The sequence below is a fragment of the Shewanella sp. SM101 genome (assembly GCF_025654465.1).
Classification (GTDB): domain Bacteria; phylum Pseudomonadota; class Gammaproteobacteria; order Enterobacterales; family Shewanellaceae; genus Shewanella; species Shewanella oncorhynchi.
The window spans coordinates 170,281-187,010 of record NZ_JAKKRH010000003.1 but is presented as its reverse complement, the minus strand read 5'-3'; the positions used below and the strand labels follow the sequence as shown (position 1 = coordinate 187,010).

The following is a 16,730-nucleotide window of genomic DNA, read 5'->3' as shown; positions in this document are numbered from 1 at the left end:
CTTCTCTCGTTTAACGCTGGTTTAAAGCGGTGATTTCGTGGTTTGATAGATATGCACATCACGCTGTGGGAAGGGAATACTGATCCCTTCGGCGTCAAAGCGCATTTTCACTTCGCGGGTAATGTCCCAATACACTTCCCAGTAATCTTCCGGTTTTGCCCAAGGGCGAACGATAAAGTCGACCGAAGATTCGCTCAATAGATGTAGCTTAATCGTCGGTTCTGGCAATGGTTGTACCTTAGGATGCGCTTCGACGATGGACTTGAGAATCGCTTCAGCTTGTTCGATGCTGTCGCTATAACTGATCCCAAAGGTCATATCGACTCGACGTTGATGCTCAGCTGTGATGTTGTTAATTGTGTCACCCCAAATCTTATTATTAGGAATAATAAGACGTTGGTTATCCATGGTTTTAATCGTGGTGGAGACAAGGCTCATGTGACTGACGCGTCCGGTGACGCCAGCGGCGTTGATCAAATCGCCCACATCATAGGGACGGTAAATTAAGATCATCATGCCTGAGGCGAAATTCGACAGGGTATCTTGCAGGGCAAAACCAATAATTACACCCGCGATACCAAAGCCTGCGAGCAGGGGACCAAGTTCGATCCCAAGCTGTGAAAGGGCGATTAACAGCCCGATAGTAAAGACGGCTTTACCTGATAGCGAGGTGAAGAAGTCTTGTAATAACTTACTTAAATTCAACTTAGAATTGCTAACGGTATTTTTCACTATCTGTTTGGCTAACTTGCCGGCGAGACCCGCAATAAACAAGATCAAACAGAAAACAAATAACTTAAACACGACGGTTGGGCCGTGATTAATCGCTTGTTCTTGTGCCGTATTTAGCCACTGCTCAACGAGACTTGATGCCACATCAAAGTTCAACACATCTTGAGTTATATCACCTGAAACACTAAAGAGTGTCTTTTTCAGCGCGGCGGTATCATGGCCTAAGGCGTCGAGTAGGCTGATGTCGATATTTAAGCTCTGACTATTCTGTGCTAAGCGTTCCTTTAGCATCATTACGTGGCTGGTTTGCGCCGAAGTGACATCTTTACCTGCATTGGTTGCGATATCGATTGCTGCTTGTAGTTGCTGCTGGGTATAAGTCACTAAACTTTCTAGCGTATCGGCACGTGCTACTAAAATTTGCATCAGTGATTTTTGTGCTTCGCTAATATCTTGGCCAACTTGTTCGAGCCAAGTGAGCGTCTCGAGTTGTTGCTTGTAATAGGTGTCTTTTTCTAATTCGCGCTTTGATATTTCCAGCAGAGTCGCATCATCTGTGCTCGAACCTAATTGCTGTTCTAATTTACTAATGTTGTCATCGATATAAGCATCAATTTGTTGGATGTAGTTAAGTTGTCCTTGGATTAATGGTTGCAGAAAAGCTTTGTCGATTGGCGTTGTTTCGAGCAGATCTTTAATCTTATTACGTAACTGTAAGGTTTTGTTTTGAATTCGATATTCAACAATTGTCTTCAATTCGCCTTTGGCATTTTTTAGTTTACGTATATCCGTATCGATAGCCTGTTGCAGCATTGCCAGTTCTGCCTTGAGCGTTACAGGAGTGCTGGATGGGCTTTCGGTTGCAGCGACAGGTTCAGTTTGCGCTTGGGATGAAAGGCTCAGTAGTGGTATTAGCAGGGCAAACACGAGAGCGAGGTAGCGGTGCATAGGAGTGATCTTAAGTAGAAATATGTCTGAGTATGATAGATGTTGCCGGATCTACTGTAAAATATCTGCGAGTGAAATAGCCCTTGGAATTAAACTTTTTTAGGGAAGGGTTGATTTGAGCTTAACCTTGAGTGCGGTGCTTTATCTGCTTTTTCCGACATTTTGGGTATTTACAGGCCGAACTCTAGTCGGTATCTGGTAAACTTGCGCATCGTTATTTAGGAATCGTGTTTTCATGTTGTGTTCCCATTGTAATCAATACATCAAGGTCAGTGACATTAGCCAGCAAAGAGGCAAAGGTTTCGACGCCCAAGTGCGTTGCCCCCATTGTGCGGCTTGGTTAGGCCGCAGCCCAACATTGGCTAAACTCAAGTTATTAGGATTTTATTTGAGTGTGTTTATGGCGGGATACAGTTACTTTGATGCCTCTGTGCGGTATTTTGCGATCCCTGTAATGATTTTTTCGTTGATGTTGTTGTTTGTGAGCCATTTTATGGATCAAGTCATCACCATTGAAGCGCCCGAGCAAGTCGATGATAGCGATCAAAGGCAGAAGTATCGTTAGGCTAATAAGTGGATTCGTTATGGATAGGAAAATCGGCGGTAAATTTTCCAGAGACGAACATCATTTGAGCGCCTTTAGCAGGCGCTCAAAATGCAACTAAGAGGGTTTAAAGGGCGAACTGCAGCCGCGTCTTTATTTACTGCACGACTTGTTCTTGGCTCGTTAAGGAGTGCTCAACGTAATAAATACCACCAAATATCACCGCGCTGAAGATGACTATCCCTAAGATAAGCCCTAAGTTTTCACGAAAAAATGCTAGCATAATAGTTGCCTTTAGGTGGATAAAACGGAGCCATATCGAGCTTGATTTCGTCATTGTGCTCGCAGACATAAAAACTAAATACACTATAGTTACACTCACTTAAGCTAATCTTAAATGCGTTTTTTACCTGAGTTCTCACAAGATCCTACCGCTATTGAAACAAGAAGTTATTGGTAAGACTGGGTACCTCAAATATCTTGTAACCTTTTGCAAAGCGATTACCTTATTGCAACTTGCTATGGCACTGACATAGACTTATGCAACTTTTTAACTATGGGGACGACTGAGTGAGACTTAAAAGTCACATTAGACGCACAATTTCGATATGGCTTGCTGCCGTACTGATATTGCTGTCTCTTGCTGCCTCAGCCCATAGTGTGACCCATCTTGATGATGGCGCTAAGACTCACTGTACCCTGTGCTTCCATCAGCACCAACTCAACAAGATTTTATTGACCCATCCGCTGACGCTGAATTTAGCTATACAGCATTTCGATGTGGTCGAATTTATTTTACCTTCCTCTATTTTTGAACACGTCAGTGTTTATCGCAGTCGTGCGCCTCCCTTCGCTCTCTAAATCAACTTAAAATTTTAACTTATTGTATTTCTTGATGACTTTATATCAGTCGTCGAGTGCTAGTTGTATTTTGGAGATATCATGACTGTTTTAAATACCCGAATTTCTTTGGTGGCTTTGGCGTGTGCGCTCGTTTCGCCTAGCTTATTTGCAGAAGACTCGAGCTTGACCAACCCTAATATCAGTGGTGTGCTAAATGGATATTATCAGACGGGAGAACGCCCATTAGCCGAGAGTCCAGATGGCTTTGGTTTAGGTGAAACTGAACTGGCGATGAGTGCCAATATCGATGATATGTTTTACGGTAAAATCACCGCAGTAGTTGAAATGCATGACGGTGAGACTGAACTGAATCTGGAAGAAGCCTTTATTCAAACTATGGCGATGCCAGCGGGGTTTTCTATCCGTGGTGGCCGTTTCTTATCGGACATTGGTTACCTCAATAACCAACACTTACATACTGATTCTTTCACCGACCGTCCTGTGGTTTACCGTGCATTCTTAGGGGGACATTATTTTGATGACGGTATACGTTTTAACTACGTAGCGCCGACGGACTTGTATTGGACCATGGGTGTTGAAGCCTTTAAGGGCGATAGTTTACATGCTGCCGATGAGCATGGTGAGCGTGAGTTTAAGAAGGTCGGCGTTTATACCTTGTACTCAAAAATTGGTGGCGACATAGGTGATAACAGCTCATGGCAAGCGGGGTTGAGTTACTTGCGCAACGAAAATGGCCAAGTGACTGCCCATGAAGAAGGGGAACATGAAGATGAGCATGCCCATGGTGATGAGCACGAAGGTCATAGCCATGCCGCATCTTACACAGGTAAAAATACCTATGGTGCTGATTTTGTTTATAAGTGGGCGCCTAACGGTAACTACAAATATCAAAATCTCACTGTGAGCGGTGAGTACTATCGCGTGAGCGATTTTACACCTATCGATTTACATCCTGAGGATGCTCCGAGCCAAGATTACCATCAGGGTTGGTATTTGAGCAGTGTGTATCAATTCACGCCGAGCTGGTCAGCGGGGGTGCGTTACGGTGAAGCTGATACGCAAGAGCTCCATGGCGATCATTTTCATGGGCAAAAGTTGAAGGAATCTGAGGTGAGTTTGGCTTGGCATTCTAGCCATTTTTCAACGGTTCGTTTCCAGTATACCAATCAAAAGGGTACTAACTTCGATGGAATAGAAGACGATAACATCTTCACTATTCAATACATTATGTCTCTGGGGGCTCACGGTGCGCATCAATTCTAATTTAGCTAAATTGGCCGCAGTGGCCTTATCTGTCACTTATACCGGTTTGGCTCACGCCGAACTAAACGTGTTTGCCTGTGAACCTGAATATGCGGCATTAGCGAAGGAGCTGGCTCCAACGGCTAGCATCTATTCGGCAACGACGGCATTACAAGACCCTCACCAGGTGCAGGCGCGTCCGAGTTTGATCGCTAAAATGCGTCAGGCGGATCTTGTGGTGTGCGCAGGTGCCGATCTTGAAGTGGGTTGGTTGCCTATGCTGCAGATGAAGTCGGCAAACGCAAAAGTGCGCTCGACCGAGCAAGGCTTATTTTTCGCCGCCGATCAAATCGAGACCTTAGATAAACTGGCCAGTGTCGATCGCAGCATGGGGGATGTGCATGCTCAAGGCAATCCACATATTCATTTTGACCCGACGCGACTGTTAAAAGTCGCCACGGCATTGAGTGCTAAGCTGACTCAGTTAGATCCTGCTGGTGCGGCCGATTATCAACAGTCACTGGCAGATTTTACCACTCGCTGGCAAGCCGCAGTCCCGCGTTGGGAAGAGCAAGCTAAGGGATTACAAGGTAAAAAAGTGATCGCTTACCACTCAAGCTTCAGATACTTATTCAACTGGATTGGTATCGAGCAAGTGGCAGATTTAGAGCCTAAACCGGGTTTAGCTCCGACTAGTGGCCACTTAGCGAGTCTGCTAACGCGCGCCGAACAAGGGGATATTCTGGCGGTGGTCGTGGCATCCTATCAGGACGAGCGCGGTGCAAAATGGCTGGGTGAAAAAGCAAACTTGCCCGTGGTAATGCTGCCTATGTCTGTGGGTGGTAATGATAAGAGCCAAGATTTATTTAGCCTGTATGACAGCGTGATTTCCCTCTTAAATGGAGTGAAATAAACCTATGTTTGATCTTGAGCTGATGTCGATTCTGTTACCTGCATTGGCAGCGGGGATCTTAGTGTTGTCGACGCATATTGTACTAGGGAGACAAGTACTTAAGCGTGGCATCATCTTTATCGATTTAGCGATAGCGCAAGTAGCCGCTTTAGGCGCGATTGTCGCTCACATGGACCACAGATTAGAAGATATGCCGTTTGCTAATGTGTGGATGCCAGCGCTGTTTGCCCTTGCTGGTGCAGGGTTTATCGCTTGGTTAGCTAAGCGTATGGCGGGTGAGTTGGAGGCTATGATTGGCTGCTTTTACGTCTTGTCTGCGGTGGCCGCAATGCTGTTGCTGGCAAACGATCCACATGGCGCCGAGTTGTTAAAGCAATTGATGTCAGGTCAGATCCTGTGGGTGAGTTGGTCACAACTGATTTTGCCGGCTGTAGTGTATTCACTGGTGTTATTAGCGATATTCCTGCGCCCCCAGGTGTTGGACGGGGCAGGATTTTATCTGCTATTTGCGCTAGTGATTACCTTATCGGTTGAATTAGTAGGTGTTTATCTGGTGTTCAGTACCTTGATATTGCCAGCTTTAGCGTTGAACAAGTACCGTGGTAAAGGTCGGCTATTTTACGCTTACCTCGTCGGTTTACTGGGCTATGTTTTGGGCTTAGTTCTGTCGGCGACCTTAGATCTCCCTAGTGGTGCGGCAATTGTCGCGACTTTGGCCGTGAGTGCCTTAGTTATCCGCTTTGTGTTAAGTAAAGTCTCACCTCAGGCAACTGAGTCTGAAATCCTACCCAAGCACCACGCTTAGTTCGATATTAATCTTAAAGCCCATCGATACACTGGAGGTTCAGTATATCGATGGGCTTTTTTTGCTTGCTTGTTAGCAAGTCAGCTTACAGATGTAAACAATATATTGAGTCCCAAAGCCATGGTGGCTATACTGTCGCCACTTTTACAGTCGGAGTAAATCGTGCTTTTAATCGTCAGATCAATGTTGTTGGCGGTATCTTTGTTGCTTGCCTTTATTTTTGGTGGCTTAGTGTGTTTATTAAGGCCTCGCCATCGCGACAATGTACATATGTTCGCCAAGATCTTCTCATCGGTTGCGCCAATCCTTGGGATTAAAGTGATTGTTCGCCGGCACGAAGATGTGCAGGACGGCCCGTATATTTTCTTAGCAAATCATCAGAATAACTTTGATCTCTTTACTCACACGACAGCAGTTCCTAAAGGTACAGTGAGTTTAGGCAAGAAGAGTTTGGCGTGGATGCCGCTATTCGGTCAAATCTATTGGTTGTCAGGAAATATTCTTATCGACCGTAAAAACCGTCACAGTGCCTTTGATACTATGGCTAAAACGGTTGAAAAAATTAAGCAGAAGAATCTATCCGTATGGATTTTTCCTGAAGGTACACGTTCGCGTGGTCGTGGTCTGTTACCTTTTAAAGCGGGAGCTTTCCATACTGCAATCGCGGCGGGAGTGCCAGTGGTGCCAGTGGTTGCTTCGTGTCAGAGCCATATTAAGTTAAATCGCTGGAATAACGGTGTCGTCATCATCGATATGATGGCACCTGTGCCGACCGCAGGTTTAGATAAAGCCGATGTGAAAAACTTCTCTGCGCAAATTCATGCCAGCATGTCGGCGAGATTTGCTGAGATAAATCAAGAAGCGGCAGCACTTATGGGTAAAACTCTCGCGAGTGATGACGTATAATGCCAATTTGAGCCAGATTTACCTTAACGGAGACAAATCCATGTCTATTGAAAGTCAGTTAAAAGCCCAACTTGCAGAGAATCGTGACATAGTGCAAGCCCTGCTTGACGATGGCTCAGAGCCTGATGCGGAATATGTTATTGAGCATCACTTTTCATCGACCAATTTTGACCGTCTTGAAAAAGCGGCTGTGGATGCCTTCAAATTAGGTTTTGAGGTGAATGATGCCGAAGAAATGGAACTGGAGGATGGTTCAATAATCTTCTGTTTCGATGCTGTCGCACACCACAAACTGGATGTTGAATTACTGGACAAAGCGGCCGAGCAATTGCTGCAATTAGCGGTAAAGCAGAAAGTGGAATATGACGGTTGGGGTACCTATTTCGTCGGCGATGAAATGGATGACGAAGAAGATGAAGACGAAGAAGATGATGGTTTTCCTCATTAATTCGTTAGCGGATCTCGAGTTTAATCTTCACTTGTTTTAAATAAAAATGCCCATCATTGATGGGCATTTTTATTGGGTATACTTAGGATTTACTTGTTTTACTCGTATGTAAAACACTGCAGTTACGGCCTTTTTGTTTCGCTTCGTACAGGGCTTTATCGGAGCAGGAGATCCAGCTAGAGCTGCTGGTGATATGGGAGCCAATTTCGCACACACCTAAACTCACAGTCACAGTAATCTTAAGGCTTTCATACACTATGACGGATGCAGCAATTTTCTCCCTGAGTCGCTCGGTAAAGTTCATCGCATCTGCGCCGCTGGTTTTAGGCAATACAACCGCAAATTCTTCGCCGCCATAACGCCCTGCACAGTCGGTATCACGTAAGGATTGGCTGAGTAAGTGCGCAATATGCTGAATGACTTTATCACCCGCCACATGACCATAGCTGTCGTTGATATGTTTAAAGTTATCGATATCTATCATGACTAAACTTGCCATACCTGAGTAGCGGGCATACAAGTCGTACTCGTGGTCTAAGCACTCTTGCCAATGACGACGATTATGCAACTGAGTTAGACCATCGGTTTGGCTAAGGCGTTCGAGTTGCTCGTTGGCAGCTTTAAGTTGCAATTTGTTGATGGCGATATCTGTCACGTCATAAATAATCACACTGATATGGGTCACTTGTCCCGTGAGCGATGCCAGCGGCAGCAGGGTCACGTTCTGGTACATGTAGTCAGCACGGCCCGTTATCGGGCGATAGTTTTTAAATTGGAAAACGTACGGACGTTGTTCCCAGCTGATAAAGGCACGGTTTTTAAGCATAAAAACCGATTCCATTTTCTGCTTTAACCAAGTGGCGGGCAGATCGGGGAAGCGGGTAAACAGGTTTTGACCTTTGATAGAATTAGGGGAAACACCGCTGTGATTCTCCATAAAACCGTTCCACAGCTGGATATTGTAATGGCGATCTAATACCACTAATCCCACCTCTATGGTTTGTACCATATCGATGAGCCAGTGTAGTTCGTTCATTGCGCTTTGGTCATTTGACATAGGATAAAATCCAACTGGTTAATCGAGTAAATAGCCGAGTTTATAGCTAAGTGTGGGGATAGAATCCTCGGTGAAGAGCAGTAGCAAATCGCATTGAATATTATGATCTTCAATCCGATAGTTGATCTCCATTGCCAAAGTTCGGTGCCATTTCTCTGAATTATCATGGATCAGATCGTTAACCGTGCAGTGCCGTCCCAGCACGACAGGGTGAGCCTGACTAAATTTCATGTCGAGCTGTTCAGAAATGCCGTTAAGGAAAGCGCCTATCAGCACGTTTCCAGTATCGATCAGGACTTCTATCTCAGTATTTTTGTCTTCTGGATTAGCTAATCCCATCAGCTTGGCCATGTCTTTAAAGCTGGAATCATGGAACAAGAGCAGAGCTTCTCCCGCAATACCCGCCCCGATAAAACCTTGGCAGAGCGCGGATACCGTTGAGCTTTCTTCCGTGGCTTTGAGCGCCATGGTTAACTCACTGACTTCAAGCACGTTCACATTAGGGATAGGTAGTAATACGAATACATCGAGTAACTTAGCTAACAGATCGGCGGCGCGTCCCATGGCAACGTTGGCTATTTCTTGGCAAGCGTCGCGCATGTCGACTTTGATCATCGGGACTTCGTCGGTGAGATCTTTCTGCGTCAGCGTTAAGATGCCGTAATCTTGTAAAATGTTGCTGATGGCATCGGCGCTCACCGGTTTTTGAATAAAATCTAACGCACCCAAGGCTTTAACCCGCTCGTGAGCTTTGATTTGAATATCGCCGGATACCACAATAATCAGCGCGGGTAAGTCCTGTTGCTGCACGGTTTGCAGTACTTCATAACCGTCCATTACAGGCATGTTGAGATCGAGAAACACCACTTCGCCTTTTCCTGCGCGGATGGCATCAAGGCCTTCGGCACCATTGGTCGCATAAGTTATTTCCACATCCCACTCTTTGGGGAGTGTGCGGGCCATTTGCTTACGTGCCATGGCGGAATCGTCACAGATGAGTACAGATATTGACATGCTGACTAGTGATCCTTATTTGCCCATTTATTGAAGATAACACTTATTTTTTAGGTCTGACTGACGAATTGCGTTCTTCGGGCAAGTCTGATTAATATCTTTTATATGTAACTTATAGATATCATTGATAAATTTATATTTTCTGGTGGCATTAAAATTTGAATCATTGTTGAATCAAATCATGCTGAATCTTAAATCGAACTGGCTAATGTTGAGTAAATAACAAGGATATAGTGACTAAAAAAGGACTATAGAATCCATATATTGCTGCCCAATCATCCTTCGCTGCAGGTAGCATTGCGATACTGGTGTCGATTTTTAGCAGTTAAATAGCTAGCAGTTAAATACGCTTAATTATTGAGCTTGCTAAGGCTATCTAATCGAAAAATACATTAGGATTACTGCACGTAGTGATGACAGCCTAACATAAGTTGCCTTCAATCCATGATGGAATTGGCAATATTTTGACTTAAGTCAAAAAACAGGTTTATGTTATATCTTTTAGTGAATTATGCCAAACGTGTTAACATTTATTCTGGACTGACCAGTAACGGAATATTTCATGAGTGGCCAAAGTGTACAAGTTAAAATCGATGATGGCATCGCCTACGTGTTGCTTAATCGTCCTGAAAAAATGAATGCTATTAACTATTTAATGTTTAGTGAGCTTGACTGCGCGATTAAAAGTATTAAATCCAATCGTGCGGTGCGAGCCGTGATCCTCTCGGGAGCGGGTGGGCATTTTAGCTCAGGGCTTGATGTCAAAAGCGTCATGTCGGCACCGATGCAGGCAGTTAAGTTACTGTTTAAGGGTTTACCGGGGAATGCGAATTTGGCACAGCGGGTGTCTCTAGGTTGGCAAACCTTGCCTGTGCCAGTGATTGCCGTGCTTGAGGGCTGTTGCTATGGCGGCGGTATGCAGATCGCTTTAGGCGCAGATGTGCGTATTGCTAGCCACGACAGTAAGTTATCTATCATGGAAGCGAAATGGGGACTCGTGCCAGATATGGCGGGTTTAGTCGCATTAAGGCAAATTATGCCTAAGGATCAAGCCATGTTACTTAGCCTGACGGCAAAAGTGCTTGAGAGTCATGAAGCGCTGGCTTTAGGACTCGTGACACAAGTGAGTGAGACGCCCATGGAAGCCGCTGAGCAATTGGCGCGGCAACTGATGCAAACCTCACCGGATGCTGCTGCGGCCATCAAACTTAGCATTAATCGCAGTTGGACTGCTTCTATCCGTAGTCTGCTGTGCCGCGAGTCTATTAGTCAGATTCGGTTATTGTTAGGCAAAAATAGCAAGATAGCGGCAACGCGTCAGTTGAAAGATCCGCAGAAACCCTATCGGGATCGCCAATCGGGTTGGTAATGCTATTTTGTCTGAATTAGCTTGAATCGCCGTTTTTACTGCGCGCCGCTCATTCGGGCAGAAAAGCCTTTAATCGCATTTAAGCAATTCTGCCATGCGCTCTCGTTATCTAAATTGAGCGCTAGGGTAGTTTGGCGATAGTTAGGGCTTTCTAAGGTCACCGCGAGTTTTTTGCGATTGTCGGCAGTCTCCAATGAGGCTGGGTGACCGTCTGGCGATTGAATATCTAAAATGGGCAGCGTAAGTTTTGCCAGTTGCTCCGCGAGTGCTTGATTACGCTGTTCGTCTTCTCGATAGGGATTGATGACGATCAGCACATCAGGGTCTGCAATCTTCTTCTGGCTTAATAGGCTAATCAATAATCCTGCACTTTGGTCGGCGGTGATCAAAATACGTTTTCCCGCATAATCTGCACCGACGGCATCTAACTGTGACATGCTTTTGACGAGAAAATCTTCCTGCTCTTGCTGGTGCTTGCTGTTATCTTCGGGCTTGATTTTAGGGCTTGGTTTGTTGGACGGTGAGCTTAATTGCGCGGCGCCAGGCGAGGTAACTTCAGTGGCGGCGGTAGCAAAGTTAGCTGCGGGCATTTCAGTTGGCGGAGTTAAACTTAAGCTGGCCCAACCGGCAGGATTGATATTGCGGCGTACAAATGCCATCAATCCAGGCGCGTCTGCGGTACCATTGGTGGCGGGCAGGATTATCGCCGCACCGAGTTTCTTTTTACCTTCCCATGGTCGCACTAACAAATCGTAGGGCTGATTATCAATCGTGATTTGTTTAATTTCATTTGTGGGTAGATAGCTGTTATTCGACTTTTTGGCACTGATTTCGGCTGGCGCAGATGTTGGCGGAGTTGTTGTTGTTGTTGTGTCTGCCGCGTAGGTAGCGATGGTTGTGATGCCGAGAATGAGGCAAAAGAGGAGTGAAAGAATGCGCGGCATAGAATTGATAACCACCTGTGTAGTCTCATAAATTCATCAGTGTTTGAGTATAACCTGAACAATTACCAAAAAGTGAATTTTCCTCGCCAAAGAATTGCACTTGTCATTTAGTATAAAAAGCCACAGGGCATAAAAAAGCCCAGCGCTTTGGCTGGGCTAATTGATGGAAACCTGTGGTTCCGCTCGGGCCTATACGTGGCTGACGAGCACCATACGGATCGCATCGAGTTGTAACTGGCTGGCATCCAGATAAGTGTTTAACTCTTGCATCTGATTGCGCAGGTACTCCAATTCTTCCTCACGGATATTGGGGTTTACCGCCTTAAGTGACTCTAAACGACTCAGCTCTGCGCTCAGTTGCTGAGTCATTTTCTCTCTGGCTTGGGCGACCATTTCATCGACAACCACTTGAGCATATTCCTCACCCTTAGCAAATAACGGATGCAGAATTGGCTGAGATGCGGTGACTAACTTGCCGCCAATGTGACGATTCACCGCGCTCAATTGCTTATCGAAACTGGCGTAATCCACTTTAGCCGACAGATCGTTACCATTTTTATCCAGCAACACGCGAATGGGTGTTGGTGGTAAATAACGGTACAACTGGCTCGACTTAGGTGCTGAAGCATCGGCCATGTAGATGAGTTCTAAGAATAAGGTACCTGCTGGCAGGGCTTTATTCTTTAGAATTGCGACGCTGGTGGTGCCAGTTTCAGAACCTGTGATCAGATCTAGCCCCGTTTGTACCAGTGGGTGCTCTTGGGTGATCAGCGCAATATCATCGCGAGATAACGCTGTGTCACGATCAAAGGTTACCGTCACGCCATCTTCTGGCAAGCCAGGGTAGGTTGGGAACATCATGTGTTCGCTTGGACGCAGAATGATCGAGTTTTCACCCTTATCTTCTTGATCGACACCGATAATATCCCACAGACGGATCACTGAACCGATCAAATGGGTATCACCATCATTCTGGGCGAGGCGCTGGACGATAGCCATTGCCTTCTCGCCGCCGTGTGAGTTGATTTCCAGCAGCTTATCGCGGCCTTGCTCCATGGCGTGCTTGAGTTCTTTATAACGGCTCTGGGTGTGATTGAGCAGGTTTGTCAGCTCATCGCTGTCATCACCCACAAGCACGTTTAATAGATCCTCGGCAAATTCACTGTAAAGCACATGACCACTCGGACAAGTGAGTTCAAAGGCGTTCAGCCCTTGGTGATACCACTGCATCAAACGTTCTTGGGCAGTATCTTCAAGGTATGGCAAGTGAATTTGGATATCATTTTTCTGGCCGATACGGTCTAAACGACCGATTCGCTGTTCCAATAGATCGGGGTTTAGCGGCAGATCGAACAGCACTAAGTGGCTGGCAAACTGGAAGTTACGGCCTTCAGAGCCAATTTCAGAACAGATCAGCGCCTGTGCGCCGCCTTCCTCTTGGGCAAAGTAAGCGCCGGCTTTATCGCGCTCGATAATCGACATACCTTCGTGGAATACCGTTGCTTGAATCCCTTCGCGGGTACGCAGGGCTTCTTCTAAGCTCAGGGCGGTTTCCGCTTGGCTGGCGATGATCAGCACTTTTTTGCTACGGTGGGATTTTAAAAACTCGATTAACCAATCCACACGGGGATCGAACTTCCACCAACTGGCGCTGTTATCTTCAAATTCTTGATACAGTTTTTCAGGGCTTAGGGCTTGCGCCGCTTTTGCCTCTAATGACTTGTGTCCGCCCATCATGCCACTGACGCGTGCGGCTGTTTGATATTGATCTGGCATGGCGTGTGGGTAAGCGTTAAAGAAACGCTTTGGAAAGCCTTTTACTGAGGCGCGGCTGTTTCGGTATAACACGCGGCCAGTACCGTGACGGTCAAGTAATTCTTGCAGTAATTCGCTACGGGCGGCCTGTTGTACTTCGGCATCAATACCCTCGGCTTGGATTAAACGAATACTTGGGCTGATGTCTTTCTCGCCCAGTAATTCGGTCAAGCTGTTGATGGCGGCATCGGGTAATTTAGCGTTGCCAGCTAAGGCTTCGGCGGCAATGGCGACGTCTTTATAACTGTCTTCTTCAGCTAAGAAAGCATCGTAATCGTAGAAACGATCCGGATCGAGCAGACGCAAGCGGGCGAAGTGACTCTCATGGCCGAGTTGATCCGGCGTTGCGGTTAACAGCAAAACGCCTGGGATGACTTCACTCAATGCTTCAACCACTTGATAGGCGCGGCTTGGCGCTTCTTCGGTCCATTCTAAGTGGTGCGCTTCGTCAACGACTAACAGATCCCAATCGGCATCTAGGGCTTGATCAAGACGTTTTTTCTTACGCAGTAATTCGAGTGAACAAATCACTAACTGTTCTGTGTAGAAAGGATTGTCGTGATCGGCATAGGCTTCTACACAACGGTCTTCATCGAATACCGAAAAACGCAGATTAAAGCGGCGCAGCATTTCCACTAACCACTGATGGCGCAGAGTATCGGGCACGATAATCAGAATGCGTTCGGCGCGGCCGGTCAGCAGTTGTTGGTGAATAATCAGACCTGCTTCAATAGTTTTACCTAAACCCACTTCGTCGGCTAACAGTACACGCGGTGCATAGCGACGGCCGACTTCATGGGCAATCCACATTTGATGCGGAATAAGTCCAACACGTGGACCTTGCAGACCAAGCAAATCCGATGAGGCCAGTTTGTGGCGCAACATTTGGCATTGATAACGCACACCAAAACGGTCGAGGCGATCGATTTGGCCAGCAAATAAACGGTCTTGGGGTTTGTTGAAACGAATATTGTGGTTCAGCAGGGTTTCACGCAGGGTAGCTTGCTCGCCTGTCTCACTGTGAATGCCGTGATAGATCACTATCCCGTCTTTCTCGGTCAATTCACTGACCGCAAGGCTCCAGCCTTCATGGCTTTCAACCGAATCGCCGGGATTGTATATAACGCGTGTCAGAGGGGCTTCTGCTCGGGAGAACATGCGGTTCTCACCCGTGGCAGGGAATAATACAGTGACCATACGGCCTTCTACTTGAACCACAGTTCCTAAACCAAGCTCTGACTCGGTATCACTTATCCAACGTTGACCTAAGGCGAACGGCATCTTAAATTCTCATTTCTAGGCGGACTCTAACAAAGGGCGCGTATGTTATACCAATACTCGTGATATTTAAATCGCCCTCTCACCCGTTAGAGCCTAATTCCCAGAGTGCTAGATTACAAATTGTACAAGTGACAAAATTGTCGAGCCAGTACATGAAATTGTCACGCTAATGTCACATCCGCGGTTATACACTGCCTCGAGTCTGTAAGGTAAACAATGGTTGCTGTATTGTTATCTCGTGAGTTTGGTGCCAATATCAACTTAAGGTTTAAGTGCGAGTAAAGTGCTATCAACTTGAACCTTATGATCATTCTTTGCCATATGCTTAGCCAGTAATAGGAGCCGTGTAACTTTTATTGAGACTCAAAAGTGTGTTTAAACTTTAATGAAGCACTCTGGAGGCGCCATGGAACAAGACGACAGAAAGTTGTTTGTACTGGATACCAATGTGTTACTACATGAACCTTTGGCGATCTATTCGTTTAAAGAGCACGATGTGGTCATTCCGATGACAGTGCTAGAAGAGTTGGACCAGATTAAAGATCGAAAGAGTGATGTGAGTCGTGATGCTCGGGTTGCTATCAGGGCATTGGAAGATACCCTAGGCGGTGAAACTACCCCTGAGCAGATTATCAATGGCGTCCCTTTACCCAGCCGAGAGGGTCATGCCGATGCCGTCGGTTCGCTCTCAATTTTCCCTGATCACCTTGTCGATTTTACCTTAGGCGCACTGCCTGGAGATGGAAACGACAATCGCATTATCAATACCGCGCTACATCTACAAAACCTACATCATCCCCGTACCGTTGTCTTAGTCACCAAAGATATCAATATGCGCCTTAAAGCCAAAGGTGCAGGTATTCAATTGGTTGAGGATTATCGAACTGACCAGTTGATTGATGATATCCGCTTCCTCAGTAAAGGCTTTTACCAGTTTGAAGGTAATTTTTGGGAGCACTTGAACAAGGTCTCCACCGAGCGCCACGGTAGACATACAGTGCATGAAGTACCGCTCAAAGACCTCGAAAATGATAATTTTTATATCAACCAATATCTTATCGACACAGAGTCTGATTTTTGCGGTCGTGTTATCGAGCGCACAGACACCCATTTACATATTTTAGATTTAGGCCGTGAGCGGGTGAAAAACCTCGAGGCATGGGGTGTTAAACCTAAAAACGTCTATCAAGGCATGGCATTGCAGGCGCTGCTGGATCCCGATATCGATCTGGTTATCTTAACCGGCCCTGCGGGTTGCGGTAAAACCTTGCTCGCCATGGCGGCGGCGTTGGAACTGGTGGTCGAGCGTAATCGCTACGACAAAGTGATTGTCACCCGAAACACCCCTGAAATCGCCGAATCTATCGGCTTCTTGCCCGGCACGGAAGAGGAGAAGATGATGCCGTGGCTGGCCGCGATTACCGATACGCTCGAAGTACTGCATAAGAATGATGTGAATCCCACGGGCAGCATGAACTACATCATGGAGAAGGCTAACATTCAGTTTAAGTCGATAAACTTTATGCGCGGGCGGTCGATCCAAAACTCCATAGTGTTATTAGATGAATGCCAAAACCTCACTGCTTCGCAGATCAAAACCATGATCACCCGTATGGGCGAAGGCACAAAACTGATTTGTTGCGGTAACTTAGCGCAAATCGACTCTAATTACTTAACTGCTGTTACCTCAGGTTTAACCTATATTGTCGAACGTTTTAAGGACTTTGAAGGCAGTGCCAACGTGTATCTGAATGGTGTGGTGCGTTCACGCTTAGCGGAATACGCTGAAGAGCATCTGTAAAGCAGGTCGGTTTAATTTAGGGTAATGACTAAGGCCTCAGATATGGA

The 16,730-nt window shown here is 46.2% G+C and carries 15 protein-coding genes; 9 read left to right on the top strand and 6 right to left on the bottom strand.

The genetic code is table 11. The features are described 5' to 3' along the window. Nucleotides 1–21: 21 nt before the first annotated feature. Nucleotides 22–1,680 (bottom strand): mechanosensitive ion channel family protein, encoded by a 1,659-nt coding sequence (locus tag L5M38_RS02970; RefSeq protein WP_263167871.1) that lies wholly within the window; start codon nucleotides 1,678–1,680, stop codon nucleotides 22–24. A 235-nt stretch (nucleotides 1,681–1,915) separates the two neighbouring features. Here L5M38_RS02970 and L5M38_RS02965 point away from each other — a divergent pair, with 235 nt between their 5' ends. Next, nucleotides 1,916–2,245, top strand: coding sequence for a hypothetical protein (locus L5M38_RS02965; protein WP_263167869.1), 330 nt, complete (start codon nucleotides 1,916–1,918; stop codon nucleotides 2,243–2,245). 136 nt (nucleotides 2,246–2,381) lie between these two features. On the opposite strand, the gene L5M38_RS02960 is transcribed toward L5M38_RS02965, so the two are convergent. Next, nucleotides 2,382–2,507 carry a hypothetical protein gene (locus tag L5M38_RS02960; protein ID WP_105250299.1) on the bottom strand — a complete coding sequence of 42 codons (126 nt, stop codon included), beginning with the start codon at nucleotides 2,505–2,507 and terminating at the stop codon, nucleotides 2,382–2,384. A gap of 287 nt (nucleotides 2,508–2,794) precedes the next feature. Here L5M38_RS02960 and L5M38_RS02955 point away from each other — a divergent pair, with 287 nt between their 5' ends. The 6 genes from L5M38_RS02955 (at nucleotide 2,795) to rraB (ending at nucleotide 7,402) form a co-directional block, all read left to right on the top strand. Next, complete coding sequence (locus L5M38_RS02955; RefSeq protein ID WP_168827349.1) at nucleotides 2,795–3,085, top strand: ABC-type zinc uptake system zinc chaperone; 291 nt, start codon at nucleotides 2,795–2,797, stop codon at nucleotides 3,083–3,085. Nucleotides 3,086–3,166: 81 nt separating this feature from the next. Continuing rightward, complete coding sequence (locus L5M38_RS02950) at nucleotides 3,167–4,351, top strand: hypothetical protein (protein ID WP_131523951.1); 1,185 nt, start codon at nucleotides 3,167–3,169, stop codon at nucleotides 4,349–4,351. Further along, a complete protein-coding gene (locus L5M38_RS02945) occupies nucleotides 4,335–5,243 on the top strand; it encodes a metal ABC transporter solute-binding protein, Zn/Mn family (RefSeq protein ID WP_263178296.1) in 909 nt (302 codons plus the stop codon). Before L5M38_RS02950 ends, L5M38_RS02945 begins: the two co-directional genes overlap by 17 nt. Before the next feature lie 4 nt (nucleotides 5,244–5,247). After that, entirely contained in the window at nucleotides 5,248–6,048 is an 801-nt protein-coding gene (locus tag L5M38_RS02940) for a metal ABC transporter permease (RefSeq protein ID WP_113939166.1), read from the top strand. Between the two features lie 162 nt (nucleotides 6,049–6,210). After that, complete coding sequence (locus tag L5M38_RS02935; RefSeq protein ID WP_105250295.1) at nucleotides 6,211–6,954, top strand: 1-acylglycerol-3-phosphate O-acyltransferase; 744 nt, start codon at nucleotides 6,211–6,213, stop codon at nucleotides 6,952–6,954. 40 nt (nucleotides 6,955–6,994) lie between these two features. Then, nucleotides 6,995–7,402, top strand: a complete 408-nt coding sequence (rraB, locus tag L5M38_RS02930; protein WP_113939164.1) for a ribonuclease E inhibitor RraB — start codon at nucleotides 6,995–6,997, stop codon at nucleotides 7,400–7,402. Between the two features lie 82 nt (nucleotides 7,403–7,484). Here the strand turns inward: rraB and L5M38_RS02925 are convergent, their stop codons facing one another. Both L5M38_RS02925 and L5M38_RS02920 read right to left on the bottom strand, forming a co-directional pair. Then, nucleotides 7,485–8,459 (bottom strand): sensor domain-containing diguanylate cyclase, encoded by a 975-nt coding sequence (locus L5M38_RS02925; RefSeq protein WP_113939163.1) that lies wholly within the window; start codon nucleotides 8,457–8,459, stop codon nucleotides 7,485–7,487. An 18-nt stretch (nucleotides 8,460–8,477) separates the two neighbouring features. Further along, a complete protein-coding gene (locus L5M38_RS02920; RefSeq protein ID WP_028759518.1) occupies nucleotides 8,478–9,473 on the bottom strand; it encodes a response regulator in 996 nt (331 codons plus the stop codon). A gap of 562 nt (nucleotides 9,474–10,035) precedes the next feature. Here L5M38_RS02920 and L5M38_RS02915 point away from each other — a divergent pair. Beyond that, on the top strand, nucleotides 10,036–10,842 hold the full coding sequence (locus L5M38_RS02915) for a crotonase/enoyl-CoA hydratase family protein (RefSeq protein ID WP_131523955.1): 807 nt from the start codon (nucleotides 10,036–10,038) through the stop codon (nucleotides 10,840–10,842). Between the two features lie 35 nt (nucleotides 10,843–10,877). Here L5M38_RS02915 and L5M38_RS02910 read toward each other — a convergent pair whose 3' ends face one another. Then, nucleotides 10,878–11,786 carry an alpha/beta hydrolase family protein gene (locus L5M38_RS02910; protein ID WP_263178294.1) on the bottom strand — a complete coding sequence of 303 codons (909 nt, stop codon included), beginning with the start codon at nucleotides 11,784–11,786 and terminating at the stop codon, nucleotides 10,878–10,880. A gap of 189 nt (nucleotides 11,787–11,975) precedes the next feature. Then, the gene (gene rapA, locus L5M38_RS02905; protein ID WP_263178292.1) at nucleotides 11,976–14,882 is read right to left on the bottom strand and encodes an RNA polymerase-associated protein RapA; all 2,907 of its coding nucleotides are present in this window, start codon (nucleotides 14,880–14,882) and stop codon (nucleotides 11,976–11,978) included. A gap of 406 nt (nucleotides 14,883–15,288) precedes the next feature. Here rapA and L5M38_RS02900 point away from each other — a divergent pair, with 406 nt between their 5' ends. Continuing rightward, the gene (locus tag L5M38_RS02900; protein ID WP_105250289.1) at nucleotides 15,289–16,683 is read left to right on the top strand and encodes a PhoH family protein; all 1,395 of its coding nucleotides are present in this window, start codon (nucleotides 15,289–15,291) and stop codon (nucleotides 16,681–16,683) included. Nucleotides 16,684–16,730 lie beyond the last annotated feature (47 nt).

Coding starts and splice junctions, on each gene's coding strand:
- rraB (WP_113939164.1), top strand. CDS start 6,995: ATGTCTATTGAAAGTCAGTTAAAAGCCCAACTTGCAGAGAATCGTGAC.
- L5M38_RS02900 (WP_105250289.1), top strand. CDS start 15,289: ATGGAACAAGACGACAGAAAGTTGTTTGTACTGGATACCAATGTGTTA.
- L5M38_RS02940 (WP_113939166.1), top strand. CDS start 5,248: ATGTTTGATCTTGAGCTGATGTCGATTCTGTTACCTGCATTGGCAGCG.
- L5M38_RS02965 (WP_263167869.1), top strand. CDS start 1,916: ATGTTGTGTTCCCATTGTAATCAATACATCAAGGTCAGTGACATTAGC.
- L5M38_RS02910 (WP_263178294.1), bottom strand. CDS start 11,786: ATGCCGCGCATTCTTTCACTCCTCTTTTGCCTCATTCTCGGCATCACA.
- L5M38_RS02950 (WP_131523951.1), top strand. CDS start 3,167: ATGACTGTTTTAAATACCCGAATTTCTTTGGTGGCTTTGGCGTGTGCG.
- L5M38_RS02925 (WP_113939163.1), bottom strand. CDS start 8,459: ATGTCAAATGACCAAAGCGCAATGAACGAACTACACTGGCTCATCGAT.
- L5M38_RS02960 (WP_105250299.1), bottom strand. CDS start 2,507: ATGCTAGCATTTTTTCGTGAAAACTTAGGGCTTATCTTAGGGATAGTC.
- rapA (WP_263178292.1), bottom strand. CDS start 14,882: ATGCCGTTCGCCTTAGGTCAACGTTGGATAAGTGATACCGAGTCAGAG.
- L5M38_RS02970 (WP_263167871.1), bottom strand. CDS start 1,680: ATGCACCGCTACCTCGCTCTCGTGTTTGCCCTGCTAATACCACTACTG.
- L5M38_RS02915 (WP_131523955.1), top strand. CDS start 10,036: ATGAGTGGCCAAAGTGTACAAGTTAAAATCGATGATGGCATCGCCTAC.
- L5M38_RS02920 (WP_028759518.1), bottom strand. CDS start 9,473: ATGTCAATATCTGTACTCATCTGTGACGATTCCGCCATGGCACGTAAG.